Source organism: Microbacterium sp. NPDC091676 (genome assembly GCF_044756645.1).
Taxonomy (GTDB): domain Bacteria; phylum Actinomycetota; class Actinomycetes; order Actinomycetales; family Microbacteriaceae; genus Microbacterium; species Microbacterium paraoxydans_D.
In genome coordinates this window covers 1856382-1880504 of sequence record NZ_JBIVTI010000001.1, presented here as the reverse complement: position 1 = coordinate 1880504, position 24123 = coordinate 1856382, and the positions used below count along the sequence as shown (strand labels likewise).

The window sequence follows — 24123 nt, the reverse complement described above, 5'->3', positions numbered from 1 at the left end:
ACACATGGCCACTGGCACTGTGAAATGGTTCAACGCAGAGAAGGGCTTCGGCTTCATCGCTCCCGATGACGGCACCGAAGACCTCTTCGCCCACTACTCGGCTATCGCCGGCTCCGGTTTCAAGGAGCTCCGCGAGAACCAGAAGGTCGAATTCGACGCTGAGCGTGGCCCCAAGGGCATGCAGGCGGCGAACATCCGCGCTCTCTGAGCGTGCGCTGACTTCCTGAAGCCGGCCGGATCCGTACGGGTCCGGCCGGCTTTTCGCTGCCCCGGCACCTTCGAATCGCTCACTTTGCGGCATCCGGGCGCCGGATGGGGCAAGGTGAGCGATTCGAAACGGGAGTGAGGGCGCCCTAACCTCCGTGTTAGATTAGGCGAGGCTTACCAAAGGCCGGACGCTCTCGCGTCGACACCCCATCTCCCATCCCGAAGGGAACGCCTGTGCGCACCTCTCGACTCCTCGCCCTCGGCGCGGCCGCCGCGCTCGCCGTGACGCTCTCCGCCTGCTCGTCCTCCGCGCCGGAGTCGACCGCGACCACCGGCGGCAACCCGGCCTCCGACGACGCGTTCCCCGTGACAATCGAGCACGTCTACGGCGAGACGACCATCGACGAGAAGCCCGAGCGCGTGGCGACGATCGCGTGGGCGAACCACGAGGTGCCGCTGGCCCTCGGCATCGTCCCGGTCGGCATGAGCAAGGCCACCTGGGGCGACGATGACGACAACGGCATCCTCCCCTGGGTCGAGGAGAAGCTCGACGAGCTCGGCGGCGAGACCCCGGTGCTCTTCGACGAGACCGACGGCATCGACTACGAGGCCGTGGCCGACACCGCTCCCGACGTGATCCTCGCCGCCTACTCCGGCCTCACGCAGGAGGAGTACGACACGCTCTCCAAGATCGCCCCGGTCGTCGCCTACCCCGACGTCGCGTGGGGCACGTCCGTCGACGACATGGTCGAGATGAACGCCAAGGCCCTGGGGCTCGAGGCCGAGGGCGAGGCCCTGATCGACGACCTGCACGCCGACGCCGACGCCGCCCTCGCGGCCAACAGCGCACTCGAGGGCAAGAAGGTGCTCTTCGCCTACTTCGACCCGAGCGACCTCAGCCAGATCGGCTACTACACCGCGGCCGACACGCGCCCCGGCTACCTGCACGACCTCGGCCTGCCGCTCCCCGCGATCGTGGAGGAGAACGAGGACAGCGACCAGTTCTACCTGCAGGTGAGCGCCGAGGAGGCGCAGAAGTTCGACGACGTGGACGTGCTGGTGACCTACGGCGACGATTCCACCCTGGCCACGCTGCAGGCCGACCCGCTGCTGTCGAAGATCCCCGCCATCGCGGAGGGCCGCGTCGCGATCCTCCCGGACGCCACCCCCATCGCCGCATCGGCGAACCCGTCGGCGCTGTCGATCCCGTGGGGTCTCGAGGACTACCTGGCCATCCTCGCCGCGCCGCTCGCGAAGTAAGCTCCGCGTCCGCCCCCCAGCGGAGAGTCGTCGTGATCTCAGCACCCGTCCTCGCGTCGGACGCCGCCACCCTGCGGCGTCCGACGGTGGTGCGCACCCTCTGGCTGCTCGCTGGGGTCGGTGTGATCCTCGTGCTCGTCGTGCTCTCGGTGTCGTTCGGGGTGCGGGCGGTCACCCTCGACGACATCCTCGCGGCGCTCTCCGGCCAGACCGACACGATCGCCCAGGCCGCGGTCGTCAAGCGCATCCCCCGCACGGTGCTCGCGCTCCTCGTGGGGGCGGCCCTCGCCCTCGCCGGGGCGACCATGCAGGCCGTCACGCGCAACCCCGTCGCCGACCCCGGGATCCTGGGGGTCTCGAACGGCGCCTCCTTCGCGGTCGTCCTCGGCATCGCGTTCTTCGGGCTCAGCAACCCCTACGGGCAGATGGCCTTCGCGATCGTGGGCGCCGCGGCGGCGGCCGTCTTCGTGTACACCGTCGGCTCCCTCGGCCGCGGCGGGGCCACGCCGCTGAAGCTGGCCCTCGCGGGGGCGGCGACCTCCGCCGCGTTCGCCTCGCTCATCAGCGCGGTCATGCTGCCGCGGGTCGACCTGCTGCAGACGTTCCAGTCGTGGCAGATCGGCGGCGTCGGCGGGGCGGAGTGGCCCCGGATCGCGATCACCGCGCCCGTCCTCGCGGTCGGCGCCCTCATCTGCTTCCTGTGCGCACGGGGGATGAACTCCCTCGCCCTCGGCGACGACATGGCCAAGGGCCTCGGCGAGCATGTGCTGCGCACCCGGATGCTGTCGGCCCTCGGCGCGGTCATCCTCGCTGGCGCGGCGACGGCCATCGCGGGGCCGATCGGATTCGTCGGGCTCATCGTCCCGCACATGTGCCGGATGCTCGTGGGCACCGACCACCGCTGGCTGCTGCCGTTCTCTGCCCTCGCCGGCGCCGCGCTGCTCACCGCGAGCGACATCGTCGGACGCGTGATCTCGCCGTCGTCCGAGGAGATCCAGGTCGGCATCATCACCGCGATCATCGGGGCGCCGTTCTTCATCTGGATCGTCCGACGACAGAAGGTGCGGGAGCTGTGAGCACGACCGAGCACACCCTCGTCCGCGGCGACGAGTCCGCCGCCGCCCGCACCGCGCGCATCATCGCCGGCCGCCGGGCACGCCACCGCCGTCACGCGACGGTGACCCTCGCGCTCGGGGTCGTCGTGGTCGTGCTGTTCACGGTGGCGCTCATGGTCGGCAACACGTTCTACCCGCTCGACGAGGTCATCCGCGTGATCCTCGGCGAGACGGTGCCCGGCGCCTCGTTCACGGTCGGCGACCTGCGGCTCCCCCGCGCGGTCCTCGCGATCCTCACGGGCCTCGCGTTCGGCATGGCGGGGGTCACCTTCCAGACCATGCTGCGCAATCCGCTCGCCTCGCCGGACATCATCGGCATCTCGAACGGCGCCGGCGCCGCCGCGGTGTTCGGCATCGTCGTGCTCTCGCTCAACGGCCCGGCCGTCTCGCTCCTCGCGCTCGTCGGCGCCCTCGTGACGGCGCTGGCGATCTACCTCCTCGCCATCAAGGGCGGCTTCGCGGGCACCCGCCTCATCCTCATCGGGATCGGCGTCGCGGCGATGCTGCAGAGCGTCATCTCCTACCTGCTGTCCCGGGCCGCGAACTGGGACATCCAGACCGCGATGCAGTGGCTCACCGGCAGCCTCAACAACGCGTCCTGGGAGCGGGTGCTGCCGATGGCGATCGCCGCCGCGATCCTCGTGCCGCTGCTGCTCTCGCAGGGGCGGGCGCTGGGCACGCTCCAGCTCGGCGACGACTCCGCCGCGGGGCTCGGCGTGCGGGTCACCGCCACGCGCCTCGTCTTCATCCTCGGCGCCGTGGCCCTCCTCGCCTTCGCGACCGCCGCCACCGGGCCGATCGCGTTCGTCGCGTTCATGGCCGGACCCATCGCCGCGCGGCTCACCGGTCCCGGCGCCACGCTGCTGCTGCCCAGCGGCCTCGTCGGGGCGGTGCTCGTGCTCGGCGGCGACCTCATCGCCCAGTTCGCGCTCGGCGCGCGCTACCCGGTCGGCGTGGTCACCGGCGTCGTCGGCGCGCCGTACCTCATCTATCTGCTCATCCGCACCAACCGCACCGGAGGCTCGCTGTGACCGCCGCCCACCGCCTGTCCGCCGAGGGGGTCACCCTCTCGTACGGCGACCGCACCGTGGTCGAGGGCCTCGACCTGCAGATCGCGCCGGGGAAGATCACCACGATCGTCGGCGCGAACGGCTGCGGCAAATCGACGCTGCTGCGCGCCCTCGCCCGCCTGCTGTCCCCGGGGGACGGGGAGGTCGTACTCGACGGGAAGTCGATCCACGCCCGTCCGACGAAGGAGGTCGCGCGCATCCTCGGCCTCCTGCCGCAGTCGCCCGTCGCCCCCGAGGGCATCGCCGTCGCCGACCTCGTCGGTCGCGGGCGCCATCCCCATCAGCGGGCGCTGTCGCGGTGGAGTGCGCATGACTACGAGGTCGTCGCCGACGCCCTGGACGCGACCGGCATCAGCGACCTCGCCGACCGCAGTGTGGACGAGCTCTCCGGCGGCCAGCGGCAGCGGGTCTGGATCGCGATGGCCCTCGCGCAGGAGACCGACATCCTGCTGCTGGACGAGCCGACGACCTTCCTCGACGTCGCCCACCAGGTCGAGGTGCTCGACCTGCTCACCGACCTCAGCGTGGCCCGCGGCACCACGATCGTCATGGTGCTGCACGACCTCAACCTCGCCGCGCGCTATGCCGACGAGCTGGTCGCCATGAAGGACGGTCGCGTGCACGCGATCGGCGCCCCGCAGGAGATCGTCACCGCCGAACTCGTGCAGGAGGTCTTCGGCCTCCCCAACCAGATCACCATCGACCCGGTCTCCGGCAAGCCGATGGTCACCCCCATCGGAAGGCATCATGTCCGCTGAATCCACCACGACCGAGCGTCCGACCTACATCCTCACCCGCGCCGAGGTGCGCGGCGTCGACCGCGTCTCCCCGTCGTTCGTGCGGGTGACGCTCGGCGGCGAGGAGCTCAGCGAGCTGGGAACGCCGGGGGAGGTGTACGACAGCCGGGTCAAGCTCGTCTTCCCGCCCGCGTCCGGCGTGCTCGCCGAGATCGACCGGTCGACGTACGACTGGTGGGGCTCGTACCTGTCCGTCCCGGAGGAGGAGCGCGGCTCGATGCGCACCTACTCCGTGCGCGAGCTGCGGGTCGACGACGACGGCCACACCGAGGTCGACATCGACTTCGTGCTGCACCTGGAGCCGGGGCTCACCGGTCCGGCCTCGCGCTGGGCGAGCACGGCCGCGGTGGGCCAGGAGCTGTGGCTGGTCGGCCCGCGCCGGGGCGTCGTGGCGCACGGCGGAGCGGAGTACGCCCCCGGGACGGCGACCTCGGTGGTCCTCGTCGGGGATGAGACCGCGGCCCCCGCCATCGCCCGCATCCTGGAGGACGCCCCGCGCGACCTCCGCGGCACGGCGTTCATCGAGGTGCCGTCGCCCGCCGACGTGCTCGCGATCGACGCGCCGGCCGGGGTGGACGTGCACTGGCTGCCGCGCGATGCCGGCGAGCCGCACGGCCTCCGCCTCATCCCCGCGGTGCTCGAGCACCTGGGCGACGACGACGCCGGGGACGAGATCCGCGTCACCGACATCGAGGGGGAGGACCTCCTCTGGGAGACTCCGGAGTACTCGGGGCTGGGGGAGGAGATCGCCCGGGAGGACGACCCCGCCGGCCGCTACTTCTGGATCGCGGGCGAGAGCGGCGTCGTGACGACACTGCGTCGGCACCTCGTGAAGGACCTCGGGGTCGACCGCGCGCAGGTCGCCTTCATGGGCTACTGGCGCCGCGGCGTCGCGATGCGGGGCTGAGATGACCGAGGCCATCGATCGTCACAGTCTGGAGGGGGAATCCCTCGACCTCGGCTACGGCCGCACCCGCGTCGTGCACGACGTCTCCCTGCGCCTCGCGCCGGGTCGGGTGACCGCGCTGATCGGTCCGAACGGCAGCGGCAAGTCGACCGTCCTCCGCGCCCTCGCGCGGCTGCACCGCATCGATGCGGGGACCGTGCGCGTCGGCGGCGCGGAGTCGCGCGACGCCGCCACGCTCTCCGCCAAGGAGTTCGCGAAGACCGTCGCGATGCTGTCGCAGTCCCGGCCGCACCCCTCCGGGATCGAGGTCTCCGACGTCGTCGCCTACGGCCGGCACCCGCACCGCGGACGCTTCTCCGGCGTGAGCGACGCCGACCGCGCCGCCGTGGCGCGTGCCCTCGCCCTCACCGGGCTGTCCGCCATGGCCGCCCGTCCGGTCGACCAGCTCTCCGGCGGCGAGCTGCAGCGCGTGTGGCTGGCGACCGCGCTCGCCCAGGACACCGGGGTGCTGCTGCTGGACGAGCCGACCAATCACCTCGACCTGCGCTACCAGGTGGAGACCCTCGACCTGGTGCGGGAGCTCGCCGACGACCACGGCACCGCGCTCGGCGTCGTGCTGCACGACCTCGACCACGCCGCCTCGGTCGCCGACGACGTCGTGCTGATGCACCGAGGGCGGGTGCACGCGGCGGGGGCTCCCGCCGAGGTCCTCACCGGCGAGAACCTGTCGCACGTGTACGGCCTGCGCATCGACACCGCCCTCGACGAGGAGACCGGCCTGGTGCGGGTGCGTCCGCGCGGCCGCCACCACGGTCGCCTCCGCGCCCCCTCCGCCTCCTGATCCCGACCCCCTGAAGGAACCACCGATGAAGAAGACCCCCCTCGCCGTGCTCGCCCTCGGCGGCGCCCTCACCCTCGCGCTCGCCGGGTGCGGCACCACGCAGACGCCGTCCGCCCAGGGATCGGACGCCCCGACCTCGACGAGCGCGGGCTGCACGGACGACGCCACGAGCACCTCGACCGGGGCGGTCTCCGTCACCGACGACCTCGGCCGCACGGTCGAGCTCGACAAGCCGGCCGCGCGCATCGCGGTGCTCGAGTGGCAGCAGATCGAGGACGCGCTGTCGCTGTGCGTGACGCCGGTCGCGGTGGCCGACGCCGAGGGCTACAGCACCTGGGTCACCGCCGAGGAGCTGCCGGAGGGCGTCGTGGACGTGGGCACCCGCCAGGAGCCGAATCTGGAGACGCTGTTCGGCACCGATCCCGACCTCGTGATCGTCGAGGTCAATGCCGCGGACGACCCCATCGTCGCGCAGCTCGAGGCCTACGACGTGCCCGTGCTCGCGACGATCGGCGCCGATGCGAAGGACCCGATCGCCAAGATGCTGAACACCTTCGACCTCATCGCCCAGGCCACCGGCCGCGAGGAGCGGGCCGACGTCGTCACCGAGGAGTTCCAGGATCACCTCGACACCGCGAAGGCCGAGCTCGCCGACCGCGACCTCGCCACGACCGACTTCGTGTTCTTCGACGGCTGGGTCGACGGCGGCAACGTGGCGCTGCGTCCGTTCGGCCAGGGCTCGCTCGTCGGCGAGGTGGGCGAGGAGCTCGGGCTGACGAACGCCTGGACCGGCGAGGTCGACCCCGTGTACGGCCTCGGGCAGACCGATGTCGAGGGCATGACCACGGTCGGCGACGCGAACCTGTTCTACACCGGCACCGCGGACCCGGATTCGGAGAGCTTCGTCGACGCCCTCGCCGACAACCCCGCCTGGACCTCGCTCCCCGCGGTGGCGGAAGACCGCCTGACCGCGTTCCCGGCCGGCATCTGGACCTTCGGCGGCCCGCGCTCGACCGCGCAGATCATCGACGGCTACCTCGAGGTGCTCTCGAAGTGACGGAGACCCTCCGCCTCGACGACGCGACGGCGACCGCGGAGCCCGACGCCCCGGCATCCGCCGTCCCCGTGGAGGCGGAGGGGCGGAAGCCCGCGGTGTGGACGGGCGTCGGCGTGCTCGTCGCTCTCGCCGTCGTGCTCGTAGCGGTCGCCTGCTGGCACCTCACCCAGGGCACGAGCGGCGCGGTGTTCGCCGACGCCGACGTCCTCTGGGGGTCGCGGGTGCCGCGGCTCGCCGCCGGTGTCGCGGTGGGCATCGCCCTCGGGGTCGCCGGCATCCTGCTGCAGTCCCTCGCCCGCAACGCCCTCGCGTCGCCCGACACGCTCGGCGTGACCGCCGGGGCCTACCTCGCCGTCACGGCGCTCGCCGCGTTCGGGATCGCGGTGCCGGTGTGGGCCTCCGGGGCGGTGGCGTTCGCGGGCGGCATCGTCGCCGCGGGCATCGTGCTCGGACTCGCCGGAGGGGCGGGGTCGTCCACGACCCGCCTCATCCTCGCCGGCACCGCGCTCGCGCTCGCCTTCCAGGCCGCGACCTCGACGCTGCTCATCCTGTTCGACGAGGAGACCAAGGGACTGCTCGCCTGGGGAAGCGGGAGCCTGTCGCAGCTCGGACTCACCGCGTTCCTCCAGGCGGCTCCGGTCGTGGTGGTCGTCACGGTGCTGGCCCTCGTGCTCGCGCGGCGCCTCGACATCCTCACCCTGGGGGACGACACCGCCTCGTCGCTCGGCGTGCCGATCCGGTCGACCAGGACCATCGGGATCCTCCTCGCGGTCACCCTCACGGCGGTCGCGGTGACGCTCGCCGGACCGATGGGCTTCGTCGGGCTGTGTGCGCCGGTGCTCGCGCGGCTGCTGACGCGGGTGGTGCCGAGCCTGAACCGCCATGTGCTGCTGATCCCCGCGTCGGGGCTCCTCGGCGCCCTCGTCGTCATCCTCTCCGACGCCCTCCTGCGCGCGCTGATCGGCGCGGAGGCCGCGATCCTCATCCCGACCGGCGTCGCGACGACGCTGCTCGGCGCGATCGTGCTCGTGCTCATGGCCCGCCGCCTCCGTGACGCCGGACCCACGCGCGAGCCTCCACGGGTGCGCTTCGGGGTGCGCAGCCGCCTGCGCTTCCGGATCACCCTCGCCCTCGTCGCCCTCGGCGTGGTCGGGGTGCTGCTGCTCGGACTGCTCGCCGGGCACACCTGGCTGCTCACCGGCGACATCGCGCTGTGGCTGCAGGGGCAGGCTCCCGCTCCCATCGCCTTCGCCCTCGACGAGCGCGCGCCGCGGATCGTGGCCGCCGTGGTCGCCGGCGCCGCGCTCGCGCTCTCCGGCGCCGTGATCCAGGGGGTGAGCCGCAACCCGCTCGCCGACCCGGGCATCCTCGGCGTCACCGGCGGCGGCGGTCTCGGCGCGGTGCTGGTGATCACGAGCATCACGTCGTCGGCGGGCGGGATGATCGTGGGGGCCGTCACGGGCTCGCTGCTCGCCTTCGCCCTCGTCTACCTGCTGTCGTGGCGGGGCGGCCTGAACGCGGACCGGTTCCTGCTGATCGGCATCGGGGTCTCGTACTTCACGGTCTCCCTCACGACCTTCCTCCTGCTGCGGTCGAACCCGTGGGACACCCCGAAGATCTACACCTGGCTCTCCGGCACGACCTACGGGCGGGTGTGGGAGCAGGTCGTCCCGCTGGCGATCGTCCTCGTGATCGCGGTGCCGTTCGTGGTGATGAGTCGCCGAGAGCTCGACGTGCTGTCGCTCGATGAGGACACCCCGCGACTGGTCGGCATCCGGCTGGAGCCCGTCCGGTTGACGCTGCTGCTGGTGGCGGCCGTCCTCGCGGCGCTGAGCGTGACGGCGATCGGGGTCATCGGCTTCGTGGGGCTGGTGGCGCCGCACGCCGCGCGGGCGTTGGTGGGCGCACGGCACTCGCGGGTGATCCCGACGGCGGTGCTCCTCGGCGGGCTGCTCGTCGGCATCGCGGACACGATCGGCCGGACGGTGATCGCCCCCGCGCAGCTCCCGGCGGGTCTCGTGGTCGCGCTGATCGGCGCCCCGTACTTCGTCTGGCTGCTCTGGCGCTCCCGCTGACCCGCTTCGAATCGCCCGAATGGCCCCATCTCCGGGGGAAATGGGGCGATTCGGGCGATTCGAACGGGGTTACCGGGCCAGGAACTGCGTGAGCGCGGCGTTGACCTCGTCGGCGTGGGTCCAGAGGAGGCCGTGCGGGGCGCCCTCGACCTCGACGTACTCGGCCTCCGGGACGGCCTGACGGAAGCGGCGGGCGGTCGCGTCGATCGGCAGGATGTTGTCCTTCGTGCCGTGCAGGATCAGGGTGGGCTTGGCGGCGGCGGCCACGGCCTTCACGTCGTCGCGGAAGTCCTCGATCCAGGTCGGGACCACGGCGTACGCGGCGACCGGCGCGCTGGTGACCGAGAGGTTCCAGTTCGCGTCGACGACCTGCTGGCTGATGCGCGTGCCGAGGTTCTCGTCGAGGTTGTAGAAGTCCTTGTAGAACTGGGTGAACCAGGCGTAGCGGTCGTCCTTGGCGGCGGCCTCGATCCCGTCGAAGACCTCCTGCGGCACGCCCTCGGGGTTGTCGTCGCGCTGCACGAGGAAGGGCTCGAGCGACGCGAGGAAGGCGAGCTTCGCGACGCGCTCGTGACCGTAGCGGCCGACGTAGCGGGCGAGCTCGCCGGTGCCCATGGAGAAGCCGACGAGCACGACGTCGCGGAGGTCGAGGGTCTCGAGCACCGTGTTCAGGTCGGCCGCGAACGTGTCGTAGTCGTAACCGGAGCCGACCTTGGAGGACTGGCCGAAGCCGCGGCGGTCGTAGGTGATGACGCGGTACCCCTGGGCGAGGAGCTCGCGGGTCTGGCGCTCCCAGCTGTGGCCGTTCAGCGGATAGCCGTGGATCAGGACGACCGGCTGGCCGCTGCCCTGGTCTTCGTAGTAGAGCTCGATCGGGGTGGTGTTCTCGGTGCCGACGGTGATGTAACCCATGATGTGTTCCCTTCGATGTCGGTGAGAACGATCGTTCTCGCCTGATGTGATCAATCTAGAGAACGTACGTTCTCGTGTCAAGTAGACTTCTGGACATGACCGAAGACGAGGCCCGCGAACGCATCCTCTCCGCCGCGGAGGAGCTCTACTACCGCAAGGGCTACGCGGCGGTCGGCATGGATGAGCTCCGGTCCGCCGCCGGCGTGTCGCTGCGGCGCGTGTACTCGCTGTTCCCGGCGAAGACCGACATCGTCGCGGCGGTGCTCACCCGGAAGCACGCCGAATGGGAGCAGGGGCTCACCGCCGCCGTCGCGCAGAGCGGCGACGACCCGCGGTCCCGCCTCCTCGCGGTCTACGGCTACCTGGAGGACTGGTTCTGCAGCGACGGGTTCCGGGGCTGCGCGTTCATCAACGCGTTCGGCGAGCTCGGGGGGACGAGTCCCGAGGTCGCCGCGATCGTCCGCGCGCACAAGGCGTCGTTCCAGCAGTACATGGCGGAGCTCGTCGCGGCCACCGGCGCCCCGGCGGGGCTGGCTGCCCAGCTCTCGCTCCTCGCCGAGGGGGCGCAGAGCACGGCGGCGATCGGCGCGGACCCGGAGGCCGCCGTGCACGCACGCCGCGCCGCCGAGGTCCTGATCGACGCCGCTCTCGCTCCGGCCTGACGCCCCGACTCGCTAACTTGGTTAGCGAAACCGGGACGTCCTGTCAAGGCCACTGCCTTCCGCACCCGCCCCGCGTAGGGTGCGGGCATGGAGACCTCGACGAAGGGCATCGCCCGCCAGAGCCTCGTGATCGCCGCCGCCGTGTTCATGCTGATCGCCGCGGCCATCGGTGCCGGAGCATTCGGCGGGGACTCCGTCGACGAGCTGCAGAACGGTGCGCTCTCGGCGGAGGGCTCGTACCTCGCCCCGGCCGGGCCTGCCTTCTCGATCTGGTCGCTCATCTACCTCGGACTCCTCGCCTACACCGTGTGGCAGGCCCTCCCCGCCCAGCGCCAGGACGAGCGTCAGCAGGCGGTCGGCGGCTGGATCGCCCTCTCGATGGTCCTCAACGGCCTCTGGCTCGTGACCGCACGGTATCTGACGCTGTGGCTCACCGTGCTCGTGATCGCGCTGCTGCTCGCGACGCTCGCCCGCGTTATCGTGCTCCTCGGTCGGTTCCCCGCCCGAGGCCTCGCCGACCGCCTCCTCACCGACGGGGCGAACGGCCTGCACTTCGGCTGGGTCACGATCGCGACGGTCGCCAACACCGCCGCCTGGCTCACGCAGACCGTCCCGGGCCTCGGGGCGGACGCCCCCGACGCCTGGGCCGTCGCCGTGCTCGTGGTCGTGCTGGTGATCGGTGTCGCGTCGGCCTGGTTCACCGGCCGCCTCGCTCCGGCGCTCGCGACCGCCTGGGGCCTGAGCTGGCTCGCGGTCGGGCGGCTCACGGGTGAGCCGGAGAGCACGGCCACCGCCGTCACCGCGATCATCGTCGCGGTCCTGCTCGTCGTCGTCGGCGTCGTGGCGGTCCTCCGGCGGCGTCGCCTCGCCGGCACGCGCGACCGCGCCCCGCTCGGTCGCTAGAGGACCAGCCGGTACCCCATGCCCGACTCGGTCAGCAGGTGCACGGGCGCCGAGGGCTCCTGCTCCAGCTTCTTGCGGAGCTGCGACATGTACAGCCGGAGGTAGCCGGAGTCGGACACCTGCGCGCTGCCCCAGATCTCCTTGAGGAGATCCTGCCGGGTCACCAGCGCGCCCGGGTGCCGCGCGAGGTGCTCGAGCATCCGCCACTCGGTCGGCGTGAGGTGCACACGGGTGCCGGCACGGGTCACGGTCTTCGTCGCGAGGTCGACGACGACATCCCCGAACGCGACCACGGACTCCCCGTTCGCGGCGACCGCGCGGCGGGAGAGCGCCCGCAGCCGGGCCAGCAGCTCGTCGACCTGGAAGGGCTTCGTGACGAAGTCGTCCGCCCCGGCGTCCAGCGCCTCCACCTTGTCGGCCGACCCGGTCCGCCCCGACACGACGATGATGGGCACGCTCGTCCAGCCGCGGAGGGCCTGGATCACCTCGATGCCGTCGAGCCGGGGCATGCCGAGGTCGAGCATGATGAGGTCGGGATGGGTCTGCGCCGCGGCGGCGATCGCGGCGGCGCCGTCGGCGGCCACGACGACCTCGTAGCCGTGCGCCGCGAGGGTGATCCGCAGCGCCCGCACCATCTGCGGGTCGTCGTCGGCGATGAGGAGCTTCACTGCGTGCCCTCCGTGTCGGCGGTCCCTGCGGCGAGCGGCAGGGAGATGACCATGGTGAGTCCGCCCCCGGGGGTGTCCTCCGGTGTCAGGCTACCGCCCATGCCCTCGGTGAATCCGCGGGAGAGGGCGAGTCCGAGCCCCAGCCCGGTCGTGTTGTCGGTGTCGCCGAAGCGCTGGAACGGCTGGAAGATCGCATCGCGCCGCTCGGGGGCGATCCCCGCGCCGCGGTCGACGATCCGGAGCTCCGCCCGATCCCCCAGCCGGCTGCTCGACACGAGCACGCGGCTGCCCGCGGGGGCGTGCCGGTGGGCGTTCGCGAGCACGTTCACGAGCACCCGCTGCAGCAGCACGGGGTCGGCGTGCAGCGGCGGGAGGTCGGGGTCGAGGGCGAGCTCGACGGCGGCGGGACCGAGGCCGAGCTCGTCCACCGCGGCGAGCACGGGGCCGGCCGCGTCGATCCGCTGAGCCGAGACCGCGAGCACCCCCGCCTCCACGCGGCTCACGTCCAGGAGATCGGTGACGAGGGCGGAGAGGGTCGCGAGGCTCTCGTCCGCGGTCTCCAGCAGCTCCGCGCGGTCCTCGGCGGACAGGCCGTGCGCGCCGCGGAGGCCGCCGATCGCCGCGACCGCCGAGGCCAGCGGCCGTCGCAGGTCGTGACTGACGGCGGAGAGCAGGGCGCTGCGCACCTGGTCCGTCTCGGCGAGGGCCTCCGCCTCCCGGGCGGTCGCGCGGAGGTCGGTGTGCTCGATGGCGGCGGCGAGCTGGGCGACGATCGCGTCGAGCAGGCGGCGCTCCGGACCGGCGATCGGCTCGCCGTTGAGCTCCAGCACGGCCCGCGGGCCCCCACCGGACGCGACCCCGACCGGGATGGTCGTGGCGCGGCCGTCCGGCACGGGCTCGCCGTCGCTCGCCAGCACGTCGCCGGACGGGGTGAGCAGCCGCACCCCGCTCAGCCCGAACGCCTCCCGCGTGCGGCTGACGAGGGCGAGCACGGCGTTGTCGCCGCGGAGCACGTTCCCGGCGACGGCCGCGAGGAGTTCCGCCTCGGCGGTCGCCCGCTGCGCGGTCCGCGCCCGGCGGGCGGCCTGGTCGACGATGAGGCTCACGAGGATCGCGATGATGACGTAGAGGGTGAGCGCGAGCACGTGCAGGGGGTGCGCGATCGTGATCGTGAACAGCGGGGCGACGAAGAGGAAGTCGAGGGTGATGCCGGAGAGCACGGCCGCGAACACGGCGGGCCGGATGCCGCCGATGAGGGCGACCACCACGACGAGCAGCTGGTAGGCGAGCACCTCGGCGGTGATCGACTCCGGGCTGCGGAACGTGAACATCAGCCACGAGAGCAGCGGCCCGAACACCAGGGCCACGCCGAAGCCCAGGGCCTGACGCCGCCAGCCGAGCGCACCGCCGGTGATGCGGGGGAGGGCGAGCCGGCCGCCCGCCGCGGCATGGGTCACGATGTGCACGTCGATGTCGCCCGAGCGGCGGATGACCTCGGCGCCGATGCCCGGCCCGGTGAGCGCGGCGGCGAGGCGGCCGCGCCGGCTCACGCCGATCACGAGCTGCGTGGCGTCGGCGCCCTGGGCGAACTCCACCAGCGTCGCCGGGATGTCGTCGCCGACGACCTGATGGTACGTCCCGCCGAGCGACTCGACGAGGGAGCGCTGCGCGGCGAGGGCGCCGGGGGTCTCGTCGCGCAGCCCGTCCTGGGCGGTCACGTGCACGGCCAGCAGCTCCCCGCCGGCGGACCGGGCGGCGATGCGGGCCCCGCGGCGCAGCAGCGTCTCTCCCTCCGGGCCGCCGGTGAGGGCGACGACCACGCGCTCGCGTGCCTGCCACGCCCCGGCGATGCCCTGTTCGGCGCGATAGCTACGGAGCGCGCTGTCGACCTCGTCGGCGAGCCACAGCAGGGCGAGCTCCCGCAGGGCGGTGAGGTTGCCGAGCCGGAAGTAGTGCGAGAGGGCGGCGTCGATGCGCTCCGCAGGGTAGACCAGGCCGGCGGCGAGGCGGTCGCGGAGCGTCTGCGGTGCGAGGTCGACGACCTCGATCTCGTCGGAGGCGCGGACGACCGCGTCCGGGATGGTCTCGCGCTGGGCGATGCCGGTGATCTTCTCCACGACCGCGTTCAGCGACTCGATGTGCTGCACGTTCACGGTGGTGACGACGTCGATCCCCGCGTCGAGCAGCTCCTCGACGTCCTGCCAGCGCTTCGGATTCCGCGAGCCGGGGGCGTTCGTGTGCGCGAACTCGTCCACGAGCGCGATCTCCGGGCCGAGGGCGAGCACCGCGTCGAGGTCGAGCTCGGAGAGGACGACCCCGCGGTGGGCGTCCTCCCGGCGCGGCACCTCGGGCAGACCGGACGTGAGGGCAGCCGTGGCCGCACGACCATGGGTCTCGACGATCGCGATGACCACGTCGCGGCCCTCGTCACGGAGTCTCCGGCCCTCGGCGAGCATCTCGAAGGTCTTCCCGACGCCCGGCGCGGCGCCGAGGAGGACGCGCAGTCGCCCGCGGCGGTTCCGGTCCGTCGCGGGGCACGGCGGCCGCTCTGCGCTCATGCACCCTCCCGGTCGTCGAGTGCGAGATTCAGCTCCGCGACGTTGATGCGCTCCTCGCCGAGGAACCCCAGGTCCCGCCCTTGAATCCTAGACTCCACCAGCGCCCGGACCTCGTCTTCCGGCAGGTCGCGGGCGGCGGCCACCCGCGGCACCTGGAGCAGGGCGTACGCGACGCTGATGTGAGGATCGAGACCGGAGCCGGACGCGGTCACGGCGTCCGCGGGCACCGCGGACGGATCGACGCCCTCCCTCGCGGCGATCTCGGCCTTCCGGGCGGCGATGGCGGCGACGAGGTCGGTATTCTCCGGCCCGAGGTTGCTGCCGCCGGACGCTGCTCCGTCGTACCCCTCGCCGGCTGCCGAGGGCCGGGACTGGAAGTACTCCGGCAGGGCCTCGCCCTCGGCATCCGTGAAGGACTGCCCGATGAGCGCGCTGCCCCGGTCGCCGGGGAGCATCGAGCCGTTCGCCTGTGCGGGGAGGAGGAGCTGGCCGATGCCGGTGACGAGCAGCGTGTACCCGACGCCGAGGACGAGGGTGAGGACGAGCATCGCGCGGACGGCGACACCGGCGGTGCGCATCGTGGTGCGGGTGGTGGACGACATGGCGTTCCTTTCGAGCCCGGTCAGAAGCCGGGGAGGAGGCTGACGAGGAGGTCGATGAGCTTGATGCCCACGAACGGGGCGATGACGCCGCCGAGGCCGTAGACGAGCAGGTTCCGCTGCAGGATCTGCGAGGCGCTCGCCGGCCGGTACTTCACGCCGCGCAGCGCGAGCGGGATGAGGAACACGATCACGATGGCGTTGAAGATGATCGCGCTCGTGACCGCGGAGGCCGGGGAGTGCAGCTGCATGACGTTCAGCGCCGCGAGTCCGGGGAACACCCCCATGAACATCGCCGGGATGATGGCGAAGTACTTCGCGATGTCGTTCGCGAGCGAGAACGTCGTCAGCGCGCCGCGGGTGATGAGCAGCTGCTTCCCGATGCGGACGATGTCGATGAGCTTTGTCGGGTCGGAGTCGAGGTCGACCATGTTGCCCGCCTCCTTGGCGGCGGAGGTGCCCGTGTTCATCGCGACGCCGACGTCGGCCTGGGCGAGCGCGGGGGCGTCGTTCGTGCCGTCCCCGGTCATCGCGACGAGGCGCCCGCCCTCCTGCTCGCGGCGGATGAGGTCGAGCTTGTCCTCCGGGGTGGCCTCGGCGAGGTAGTCGTCGACGCCCGCCTCGGCCGCGATGGCCTGGGCGGTGAGGGGGTTGTCTCCGGTGATCATGACCGTGCGGATGCCCATGCTGCGCAGCTCGTCGAACCGCTCGCGCAGGCCGTCCTTGACGATGTCCTTGAGGTGCACGACCCCGAGGATCCGCGCTTCCACGGGACGGGTCCCTGAGCCTGTTGAAGGGCCCGAGTCCGGCTGGGTCCCTGAGCCTGTCGAAGGGCCCTGCACCGCGACGACGAGGGGCGTGCCGCCGCTCGAGGCGACGTCGTCGGTGAGGGTCGTGAGCTCGTCGCCCGCCCCCTGACCCAGCCATGCCGCCACGGCCGAGGCGGCGCCCTTGCGGATCTGCGTGCCGTCGGCGAGGTCGAGGCCGCTCATGCGCGTCTGCGCGGTGAACGGGACGACGACGGCGTCCGTCGGGGCCTCGACCCGGATCCCGCGGGCGGCGGCGAGCTCGACGATCGACGCGCCCTCCGGAGTCGGATCGGCGAGGGAGGAGAGGGCGGCGGTGCGCAGCAGCTCCGCGGCGTCCACCCCGGTGAGCGGCAGCACGGCGTGGGCGCGGCGGTTGCCGTGGGTGATGGTGCCGGTCTTGTCGAGGAGCAGCGTGGTGACGTCGCCCGCGGCCTCCACCGCCCGCCCCGACATCGCCAGCACGTTGCGCTGCACGAGTCGGTCCATGCCCGCGATGCCGATGGCGGAGAGGAGTGCGCCGATCGTGGTCGGGATGAGGCAGACGAGCAGGGCGATGAGGACGGGGATGCTCACCGGCGACGCCGCGTACGACGCGATCGGGTTCAGCGCGAGGACCACCACGACGAACACGATCGACAGGCTCGCGAGGAGGATGTTCAGGGCGATCTCGTTCGGGGTGCGCTGTCGGCTCGCCCCCTCGACGAGGGCGATCATGCGGTCGACGAACGTCTCGCCGGGCTTCGACGTGATGCGCACGACGATCCGGTCCGACAGCACCCGGGTGCCGCCGGTGACGGCGCTGCGGTCGCCGCCGGACTCGCGGACCACGGGGGCGCTCTCGCCGGTGATGGCCGACTCGTCGACCGTCGCGATGCCCGCGACGATGTCGCCGTCGCCCGGGATCAGCTCGCCCGCGGTGACGATCACGAGGTCGTCGCGCTGCAGCTCGGCCGACGACACCGTCTCCGTCGGCGCTTCGACGAGCTCAGCGACCCACTCGGCGCCCCCCTGGGTCCCTGAGCCAAGGCCCTGGGTCCCTGAGCCTGTCGAAGGGCCCACCACCCGCCGCGCCATCGTCTGGGTGCGGGTGTTCCGCAGGCTCGCGGCCTGGGCCTTGCCCCGTCCCTCGGCGACCGACTCCGCGACGTTCGCGAAGAACACGGTCAGCCAGAGCCAGATCGCGATGCCCCCGGTGAACGCCGCCGGGACGGGGGTGCCGCCGGAGGGAGCGGGTCCGCCGAGGAAGGGCTCCGCGATCGCGAGGACGGTCGTGAACGCGGCGCCGACCCAGACGAGGAGCATCACGGGGTTGCGCACGAGCGTCGCGGGGTTCAGCTTGCGGAGGGCGCCGGGGAGCGCCTCGGCGAGCTGGGCGCCGCCGAAGGAGCGCGCCCGGCGAGCGGTGCGCGGCGCCGGGGCGTCCTGCTGTTCGGGAGGGGTGGTGAGGAGGGTCATGGTCAGAGTCCTTCGGCGAGCGGTCCCAGTGCGAGCACGGGGAAGTAGGTGAGGGCCGTCACGACGACGCTCACGGTGAGGAGCAGGCCGACGAACTGCGGCCGGTGGGTGGGGAGCGTGCCGGTCGTGGCCGGCACCCGCTCCTGCGCGGCGAACGACCCGGCGAGGGCGAGCACGAGCACGATCGGGAGGAAGCGCCCGAGCAGCATCGCCACGCCCAGGGCGGTGTTGAACCACGGGGTGTTCGCGCTGAGCCCTGCGAACGCGGAGCCGTTGTTGTTCGCGGCGGAGGTGAACGCGTAGAGCACCTCGCTCATGCCGTGCACGCCGGGGTTGAGGATGCTCGTGGACTCCACGTCCTCGTGGATCCCGGGGATCGCGAAGCTCAGGGCCGTACCGCCGAGGACGAGCACCGGGACCACGAGGATGTAGAGGCTCGCGAGGGTCATCTCCCGCGGTCCGATGCGCTTCCCGAGCCACTCCGGGGTGCGGCCGACGAGCAGCCCGCCGACGAAGACCGCGACGATCGCGAGCACGAGCATCCCGTACAGACCGGAGCCGACGCCGCCCGGAGCGACCTCGCCGAGCATCATGTTCAGCATCGGCATCATGCCGCCGAGTGCGGTGTACGAGTCGTGCATCGAGTTCACGGCCCCCGTCGAGGTGAGGGTGCTCGCGCTGCCGAAGAGGGTCGAGCCGAGGATGCCGAAGCGCTGCTCCTTGCCTTCCATCGCCGCCCCGGCGAGTTCGGGCGCGGCGCCGCGTCCCGCCCGCTCCAGAGCCGAGAGCGCGGCGAGCGAGGCGAGGAACAGGGTGCCCATGACCGCGACGATCGCGTACCCCTGCCGGTGGTCGCCGACCAGTCGGCCGAACGTGCGGGGGAGGGCGAACGGGATCACCAGGATGAGCAGCACCTCGAGGAGGTTCGTCCATCCGGTCGGGTTCTCGAAGGGATGGGCGGAGTTGGCGTTGAAGAAGCCGCCGCCGTTGGTGCCGAGCAGCTTGATGGCCTCCTGTGACGCGACCGGACCGCCGGGGATCGTCTGCGTGCCGCCGGAGACCGTGGCGACATCGGTGAAGCCGTCCACGTTCTGGATCACGCCGCCCGCGAGCAGGGCCACCGCGCCGATCAGGGCGAGCGGGAGGAGCAGCCGCCCCAGGCCGCGGGTGAGGTCGACCCAGAAGTTGCCGATCGTCGCGGAGCCCCGGCGCGCGAGCCCGCGGACGAGAGCGATGGCGATGGTGAGGCCGACGGCGGCGGAGACGAAGTTCTGCACCGTGAGGCCCGCGAGCTGCACCGTGTAGCCCATGGTCTGCTCGGGCGAGTACGACTGCCAGTTGGTGTTCGCGACGAAGGACGCGGCCGTGTTGAACGCGAGACCCTCCGGCACGGCCGGCAGCCCGAGCGCGGCGGGGAGGAAGGCCTGGAGCCGCTGCAGCCCGTAGACGAGCAGGAGTCCGACGAGCGAGAACAGCAACACGCTGCGGGCGTAGGCGCGCCAGGTCTGCTCGGAGCGGGGGTCGACGCCGATCACCCGGTAGAGCCCCCGCTCGACGCGCAGGTCGCGCCCGGAGGTGTAGACGTGCGCGATGTAGTCGCCGAGGGGGCGGTAGAGGAGCACGAGCACGACCACGACGGCCGTGATCTGGAGGACGCCGTACAGGAGGGCCGCGTCCATCAGAAGCGCTCCGGGGCGACGAGCGCCACGACCAGATAGACGACCGCGGCGACGGCGAGGACGGCGGCGAGGATCTCGAAGACGATCATGCGCGGTCCACCGCCTTGGCGACGAGGGACACGAGGGCGAACAGCGCCAGGGTCAGCGCGAGGTAGATGATGTCGAGCACGTCCTCGATCCAACTGCGCCGCCCCGCCGCATCCGCCGATCCTCACGTTTCCCCTACGCCCACCCCCCGGATGCATGCGGGTTGCTCACGGAGACGGCCTTCGAATCGCGCACCTGGTCCCCAACCCGCCGCCGATGCAGCCAGGTGCGCGATTCGAAAGGCGGTGCCGGCCCTATGCTCACGAGGTGGGGATCAGAAGGATGCGGATCGGGACGGGGACGTGGATCGTCGCCGGGCTCGTGGTGGTCGCGCTCGGGTGCGTGCTCACGGGGTTCCTGCCGCGCACGGACGCCGGTGCGCTCGGGGAACGGATCGCGCCGGTGCTGGGGTTCGTCGTCGCGATCACGATCGTCGCCGAGCTCGCCCGTGACGCGGCGGTGTTCGACGTCGTCTCGCAGCGCCTCGCGCGCTGGGGTCGCGGCCGCGTGGTGGTGCTGTGGGCGCTGGTGGTCGTGCTCGCCGTGGTGAGCACCGTGTTCCTCTCGCTCGACACGACCGCCGTGATCGTCACCCCTGTCGTGGTCGTGCTGGCGCAGAGCATCGGCGTCTCCCCGCTGCCGTTCGCCCTGGCCACCGTCTGGCTCGCCAACACCGCGTCGCTCGCGCTGCCGGTGTCGAACCTCACGAACCTGCTCGCCGCGCCCGCCATGGGGGAAGGACCCGGGGCGTTCATCGCGCTGAGCTGGGCGCCCACGCTCGTGGGGATCCTGGTGCCCGTCGCGATCCTCACCGTCCTGCATCGGCGCACGGTCTTCGGCACGTACGAGACCCCCGTGCCCCGGCGGCCCGCCGATCCGACGCTGTTCTGGAGCGCCACCGGCATCCTCGTCGTGCTGATGCCGCTGCTCGCGCTCACCCCCGTCGTGTGGATCCCGGCCGCGGTGGCGGCTCTCGCGTTGATCGTGCTCTTCGCCGTCCGTCGTCGCCGGGCCCTGCGGCTCTCGCTCGTCCCGTGGCAGGCGCTCGCGCTCGCCGCGTCGCTGTTCGTGCTGGTCGAGACCGCGCACGCGCAGGGGCTGCTTGACTTCCTGACCTCGGCGACCGCGGACGGCGACTCTCTCGGCGACCTGTTCCGGCTCGCCGCGCTCGGGGCCGTGAGCGCGAACGCGATCAACAACCTCCCCGCCTACCTCGTGCTCGAACCCGCGGCAGGGGACCCGGTCGCCCTGATGGCCCTGCTGATCGGCGTGAACCTCGGTCCCCTCGTCACGCCGTGGGCCTCGCTCGCGACACTCCTCTGGCACCATCGCGTGACGGCGCTCGGGGTCGAGATCCGCTGGGGTCGCTTCGCGCTCTGGGGGGCCGTCGCCGCGGTGCCCACCGTCGTCCTCGCCACGCTCGTCCTCTGACCCCGTTTCGAATCGCTCACTTTGCTGCAAATCCGGCCGAGAGGGAGCAAAGTGCGCGATTCGAACGGGGGTCAGACGCGACGCATCTCGGCGGCCAGGGCGGGGTGGTCGGCGTCGAACCGGGCGGCGATGCGCTCGCGCACCTCGGGAGCCTTGTTCTGGCTGAGCTTGGCGCGCGCGTCGAACCGGGTGACCCGGAGTCGAAGGCCCACCGTGCCCTTCGCCGCCCGCCGGGTGCCGGGCTCGTCCTCCGCGAGGCTCCGCCCGTGCGGCTGCCCACCCTCGAAGTGGTCGGTGAGCCGCGTGAGCATGGCGTAGTTCTCCTCCGCGGTCAGGATCTCGGGGGTGCCGGAGAGGTGCGCGGTGACATGGTTCCACGTCGGGACGAGGTCTCCGGGTGCGTAGAGGCTCGAGGACACGTAGTCGTGCGGTCCCTGGATGATCACCAGGACCTCGTGCCGACCGAGCTCGTGCAGCTCGTCGTCCGGACGCCCGAAGTGGCTCACGAGCACGATGTCGTCCTCGTCCTCGTCGAGCAGCACCGGATAGTGCGAGGCGACGAGTCCGGCGGAGGTCGGCGAGACGAACGTCGCCCACGGGTGGGCGCGGATGAGGCGCTTGACCTCCTCCGGGTCGGTCATGAGGTAGCGGGGGGTGTGACGCACGGCGCCTCCTGTCGGGTGGGGGTGGGGATGGGGGTGGGACGAGAGCTGCGGGTGCGGACGGCGAGCCCGGCGCACACGACGACGGCGAGCCCGCCGAGCACCGTGGCCCCGCCGACGTCCTCGTGGAAGAGGAAGGAGGCCCAGGTGATGCCCATGACGGGCTGCACGAGCTGGATCTGACTCACCTGTGCCATCGGGCCGATGGCGAGGCCGCGGTACCAGGCGAAGAATCCGAGGAACATGCTGACCGCGGCCAGGTAGGCGAACGCGAGCCATGCGGTGGGGGTGGCGACGGGCGGGGCGGCGACCCCGGCGGCCACGGCCACCGCGAGCATCACGGGGGCGGCGAGCACCAGGGCCCACGAGATCGTCTGCCAGGCGCCGAGCTCGCGGGCGAGCAGGCCGCCCTCCGCGTAGCCGACGGCCGCGGCGATCACGGCGCCGAAGAGTTGGAGGTCGGCGGGGCGGAGGGCGCCGGGCGTGCCGTTCTGCAGCGTCGCGAAGACGAGGGCCGCTGCGGCGCCGAGGAGCGCGAAGATCCAGAACGAGGGGTACGGGCGCTCGCGGGTGCGCAGCACGACGGCCACGGCGGTCGCGGCGGGGAGGAGGCCGATCACCACCGCGCCGTGGCTCGCCGGTGTCGTGGTCATGGCGAACGAGGTCAGCAGCGGGAAGCCGGCGACCACGCCGAGCGCGACGACCGCCAGGCGGGCCCACTGGATCGGGTTCGGCGGCTGTTGACGCGTGACGAGGAGGACGACCGCGGCGAGCACGGCGGCGACGACCGCGCGGGCGGAGCCGATGAACAGCGGCGAGAGTCCGCCGCCGAGCGCGATCCGCGTGAAGGGGAGCGTGAACGAGAAGGCGACGACGCCCAGCAGCCCCCAACCGGGACCGGCGGCGCGGGATAGCAGTGTTCCGTTCGGACGGATAACGCTACTGTGTTCTTTCATGAGTCAGGATAGCACCGCGCGCATCGTCTCCGGCCTCAGGACCTGGATCGCCGCCGCCGCTCCCGGCGCCCGCCTCCCCTCCAACCGCGCGCTCACGGCCGCGTACGCCGCGAGCCCCGTGACCGTGCAGAAGGCGGTGCAGCAGCTCGTCCGCCTCGGGCTCGTCGAGGCGCGACCCGGGGTCGGCACCTTCGTCCGCGCGGCGCGCACGGTCCTGCCGGCGGACTACGGCTGGCAGGCCGGGGCGCTCGGAGCGGCCGCCGTGCGCCTGGACGGTCTCTCCTCGGCACAGCGCCCGACCTCGCCGGACGCGATCGGGCTGCACTCCGGGTATCCCGCTCCGGATCTCCTCCCCGAGCGGCTCGTCCGCCAGGCCCTCGTGCGCGCCTCCCGGACCGCGTCCGCCCTCACCCGCTCGCCCGCGGCCGGCGAGCCCGGGCTGCAGGAATGGTTCGCGGCGGAGCTGGCCGCGGCGGCCCCGGCGGGGATCACGGTGCCGACCGCCCGCGACGCCGTCGTCATCTCGGGGAGCCAGAGCGGGCTGAGTTCGATCTTCCGGGCGGTCGTCGGCGTCGGCCGGCCGCTGCTCATCGAGTCGCCGACCTACTGGGGCGCCCTGCTCGCGGCGGAGCAGGCGGGGGTCGTGCTCGTTCCCGTCCCCTCCGGTCCGCAGGGCCCGGATCCGGACGCGGTCGACAGGGCGCTCGCCGAGACGGGGGCCCGGGCGTTCTACGCGCAGCCCACGTTCGCGAACCCCACCGGCGCGCAGTGGCCGGCGGCGACCGGGGAGGCCGTGCTCGACGCGGTCCGTCGCCACGGCGCCTTCCTCATCGAGGACGACTGGGCGCACGACCTCGGCATCGACGCCGACCCCCGCCCCGTGGCCGCCTCCGACCACGACGGTCATGTGGTGTACCTGCGCTCGCTGACGAAGAGCGTTTCGCCGTCGCTGCGGGTGGCGGCGGTGATCGCGCGCGGTCCCGCCAGGGATCGCATCCTCGCCGATCGCGCGGCGGAGTCGATGTACGTCAGCGGGCTCCTGCAGGCCGCCGCCCTCGACGTGGTGACGCAGCCGGCGTGGCGCACACACCTCCGCGGCTTCCGGGAGCAGCTGCGCTCGCGGCGCGACCTGCTGCTGTCGTGCCTGGCCGCGCAGGCGCCGACCGCGCTGGTGGAGGCCGTACCGGTCGGCGGGCTGAACCTCTGGCTGCGGCTGCCCGACGGCACCGACGCCGCAGCCGTCGTCCGGGAGTGCGCGGCCCGCGGCCTCGTCATCGCCCCAGGGAGCGAGTGGTTCCCCGCGGAGCCGTCCGGTTCCTACGTGCGGCTCAACTACGCGAGCGCCGACCCGTCCCGCTTCCCCGAGGCCGCGACGATCCTCGGCGCGGTCCTCGCCGGAACCTGACCGCCGCC

Annotated in this window: 22 protein-coding genes; 13 read left to right on the top strand and 9 right to left on the bottom strand. The window is 72.5% G+C overall.

Annotated features, from left to right (window positions below; genetic code table 11):
• The first annotated feature begins 4 nt into the window (after positions 1–4).
• The 9 genes from ACIQID_RS09165 (at position 5) to ACIQID_RS09125 (ending at position 9329) form a co-directional block, all read left to right on the top strand.
• Positions 5–208, top strand: coding sequence for a cold-shock protein (locus ACIQID_RS09165; RefSeq protein ID WP_025104028.1), 204 nt, complete (start codon positions 5–7; stop codon positions 206–208).
• 233 nt (positions 209–441) lie between these two features.
• Complete coding sequence (locus ACIQID_RS09160; protein ID WP_400284052.1) at positions 442–1467, top strand: iron-siderophore ABC transporter substrate-binding protein; 1026 nt, start codon at positions 442–444, stop codon at positions 1465–1467.
• A 32-nt stretch (positions 1468–1499) separates the two neighbouring features.
• On the top strand, positions 1500–2543 hold the full coding sequence (locus tag ACIQID_RS09155; RefSeq protein WP_060922837.1) for an iron ABC transporter permease: 1044 nt from the start codon (positions 1500–1502) through the stop codon (positions 2541–2543).
• Positions 2540–3613: a FecCD family ABC transporter permease gene (locus ACIQID_RS09150; RefSeq protein ID WP_400284049.1), complete on the top strand. Its 1074-nt coding sequence runs from the start codon at positions 2540–2542 to the stop codon at positions 3611–3613. The genes ACIQID_RS09155 and ACIQID_RS09150 overlap by 4 nt, the downstream gene beginning before the upstream one ends.
• On the top strand, positions 3610–4410 hold the full coding sequence (locus tag ACIQID_RS09145) for an ABC transporter ATP-binding protein (RefSeq protein WP_136051913.1): 801 nt from the start codon (positions 3610–3612) through the stop codon (positions 4408–4410). The genes ACIQID_RS09150 and ACIQID_RS09145 overlap by 4 nt, the downstream gene beginning before the upstream one ends.
• Positions 4400–5356: a siderophore-interacting protein gene (locus tag ACIQID_RS09140; RefSeq protein WP_400284046.1), complete on the top strand. Its 957-nt coding sequence runs from the start codon at positions 4400–4402 to the stop codon at positions 5354–5356. The genes ACIQID_RS09145 and ACIQID_RS09140 overlap by 11 nt, the downstream gene beginning before the upstream one ends.
• 1 nt (position 5357) lies before the next feature.
• Positions 5358–6197, top strand: coding sequence for an ABC transporter ATP-binding protein (locus tag ACIQID_RS09135; RefSeq protein ID WP_312674049.1), 840 nt, complete (start codon positions 5358–5360; stop codon positions 6195–6197).
• Positions 6198–6222: 25 nt separating this feature from the next.
• The gene (locus tag ACIQID_RS09130; RefSeq protein WP_331201706.1) at positions 6223–7254 is read left to right on the top strand and encodes an iron-siderophore ABC transporter substrate-binding protein; all 1032 of its coding nucleotides are present in this window, start codon (positions 6223–6225) and stop codon (positions 7252–7254) included.
• The gene (locus tag ACIQID_RS09125) at positions 7251–9329 is read left to right on the top strand and encodes an iron ABC transporter permease (RefSeq protein ID WP_400284041.1); all 2079 of its coding nucleotides are present in this window, start codon (positions 7251–7253) and stop codon (positions 9327–9329) included. Before ACIQID_RS09130 ends, ACIQID_RS09125 begins: the two co-directional genes overlap by 4 nt.
• Positions 9330–9398: 69 nt before the next feature.
• Here ACIQID_RS09125 and ACIQID_RS09120 read toward each other — a convergent pair whose 3' ends face one another.
• Complete coding sequence (locus ACIQID_RS09120) at positions 9399–10241, bottom strand: alpha/beta fold hydrolase (protein WP_292790322.1); 843 nt, start codon at positions 10239–10241, stop codon at positions 9399–9401.
• A 95-nt stretch (positions 10242–10336) separates the two neighbouring features.
• On the opposite strand from ACIQID_RS09120, the gene ACIQID_RS09115 reads away from it, so the two are divergent.
• Both ACIQID_RS09115 and ACIQID_RS09110 read left to right on the top strand, forming a co-directional pair.
• The gene (locus ACIQID_RS09115; protein WP_400284036.1) at positions 10337–10903 is read left to right on the top strand and encodes a TetR/AcrR family transcriptional regulator; all 567 of its coding nucleotides are present in this window, start codon (positions 10337–10339) and stop codon (positions 10901–10903) included.
• 87 nt (positions 10904–10990) lie between these two features.
• Positions 10991–11806, top strand: a complete 816-nt coding sequence (locus ACIQID_RS09110; RefSeq protein ID WP_400284033.1) for a TspO/MBR family protein — start codon at positions 10991–10993, stop codon at positions 11804–11806.
• Here ACIQID_RS09110 and ACIQID_RS09105 read toward each other — a convergent pair.
• Genes ACIQID_RS09105 through ACIQID_RS09080 form a run of 6 tightly spaced genes read right to left on the bottom strand, consistent with a single transcriptional unit; the run spans position 11803 to position 19663 of the window.
• Positions 11803–12474 carry a response regulator gene (locus ACIQID_RS09105; protein WP_060922829.1) on the bottom strand — a complete coding sequence of 224 codons (672 nt, stop codon included), beginning with the start codon at positions 12472–12474 and terminating at the stop codon, positions 11803–11805. The genes ACIQID_RS09110 and ACIQID_RS09105 overlap by 4 nt on opposite strands.
• Positions 12471–15032: an ATP-binding protein gene (locus tag ACIQID_RS09100; protein WP_400284030.1), complete on the bottom strand. Its 2562-nt coding sequence runs from the start codon at positions 15030–15032 to the stop codon at positions 12471–12473. Before ACIQID_RS09100 ends, ACIQID_RS09105 begins: the two co-directional genes overlap by 4 nt.
• The gene (kdpC, locus tag ACIQID_RS09095; protein WP_400284027.1) at positions 15029–15634 is read right to left on the bottom strand and encodes a potassium-transporting ATPase subunit KdpC; all 606 of its coding nucleotides are present in this window, start codon (positions 15632–15634) and stop codon (positions 15029–15031) included. Before kdpC ends, ACIQID_RS09100 begins: the two co-directional genes overlap by 4 nt.
• 20 nt (positions 15635–15654) lie before the next feature.
• Positions 15655–17895: a potassium-transporting ATPase subunit KdpB gene (gene kdpB, locus ACIQID_RS09090; protein WP_400284024.1), complete on the bottom strand. Its 2241-nt coding sequence runs from the start codon at positions 17893–17895 to the stop codon at positions 15655–15657.
• A gap of 2 nt (positions 17896–17897) precedes the next feature.
• Positions 17898–19574, bottom strand: a complete 1677-nt coding sequence (kdpA, locus tag ACIQID_RS09085) for a potassium-transporting ATPase subunit KdpA (protein WP_400284021.1) — start codon at positions 19572–19574, stop codon at positions 17898–17900.
• Complete coding sequence (locus ACIQID_RS09080; RefSeq protein WP_036292752.1) at positions 19574–19663, bottom strand: potassium-transporting ATPase subunit F; 90 nt, start codon at positions 19661–19663, stop codon at positions 19574–19576. Before ACIQID_RS09080 ends, kdpA begins: the two co-directional genes overlap by 1 nt.
• 280 nt (positions 19664–19943) lie before the next feature.
• Here ACIQID_RS09080 and ACIQID_RS09075 point away from each other — a divergent pair, with 280 nt between their 5' ends.
• Entirely contained in the window at positions 19944–21092 is a 1149-nt protein-coding gene (locus tag ACIQID_RS09075) for an SLC13 family permease (RefSeq protein WP_400284017.1), read from the top strand.
• A 71-nt stretch (positions 21093–21163) separates the two neighbouring features.
• Here ACIQID_RS09075 and ACIQID_RS09070 read toward each other — a convergent pair whose 3' ends face one another.
• Positions 21164–21757: an FMN-binding negative transcriptional regulator gene (locus tag ACIQID_RS09070; protein WP_400284014.1), complete on the bottom strand. Its 594-nt coding sequence runs from the start codon at positions 21755–21757 to the stop codon at positions 21164–21166.
• Positions 21730–22710: a DMT family transporter gene (locus ACIQID_RS09065; protein WP_400284011.1), complete on the bottom strand. Its 981-nt coding sequence runs from the start codon at positions 22708–22710 to the stop codon at positions 21730–21732. Before ACIQID_RS09065 ends, ACIQID_RS09070 begins: the two co-directional genes overlap by 28 nt.
• Here ACIQID_RS09065 and ACIQID_RS09060 point away from each other — a divergent pair.
• On the top strand, positions 22709–24115 hold the full coding sequence (locus ACIQID_RS09060) for a PLP-dependent aminotransferase family protein (RefSeq protein ID WP_400284008.1): 1407 nt from the start codon (positions 22709–22711) through the stop codon (positions 24113–24115). The genes ACIQID_RS09065 and ACIQID_RS09060 overlap by 2 nt on opposite strands.
• Positions 24116–24123: the final 8 nt, after the last annotated feature.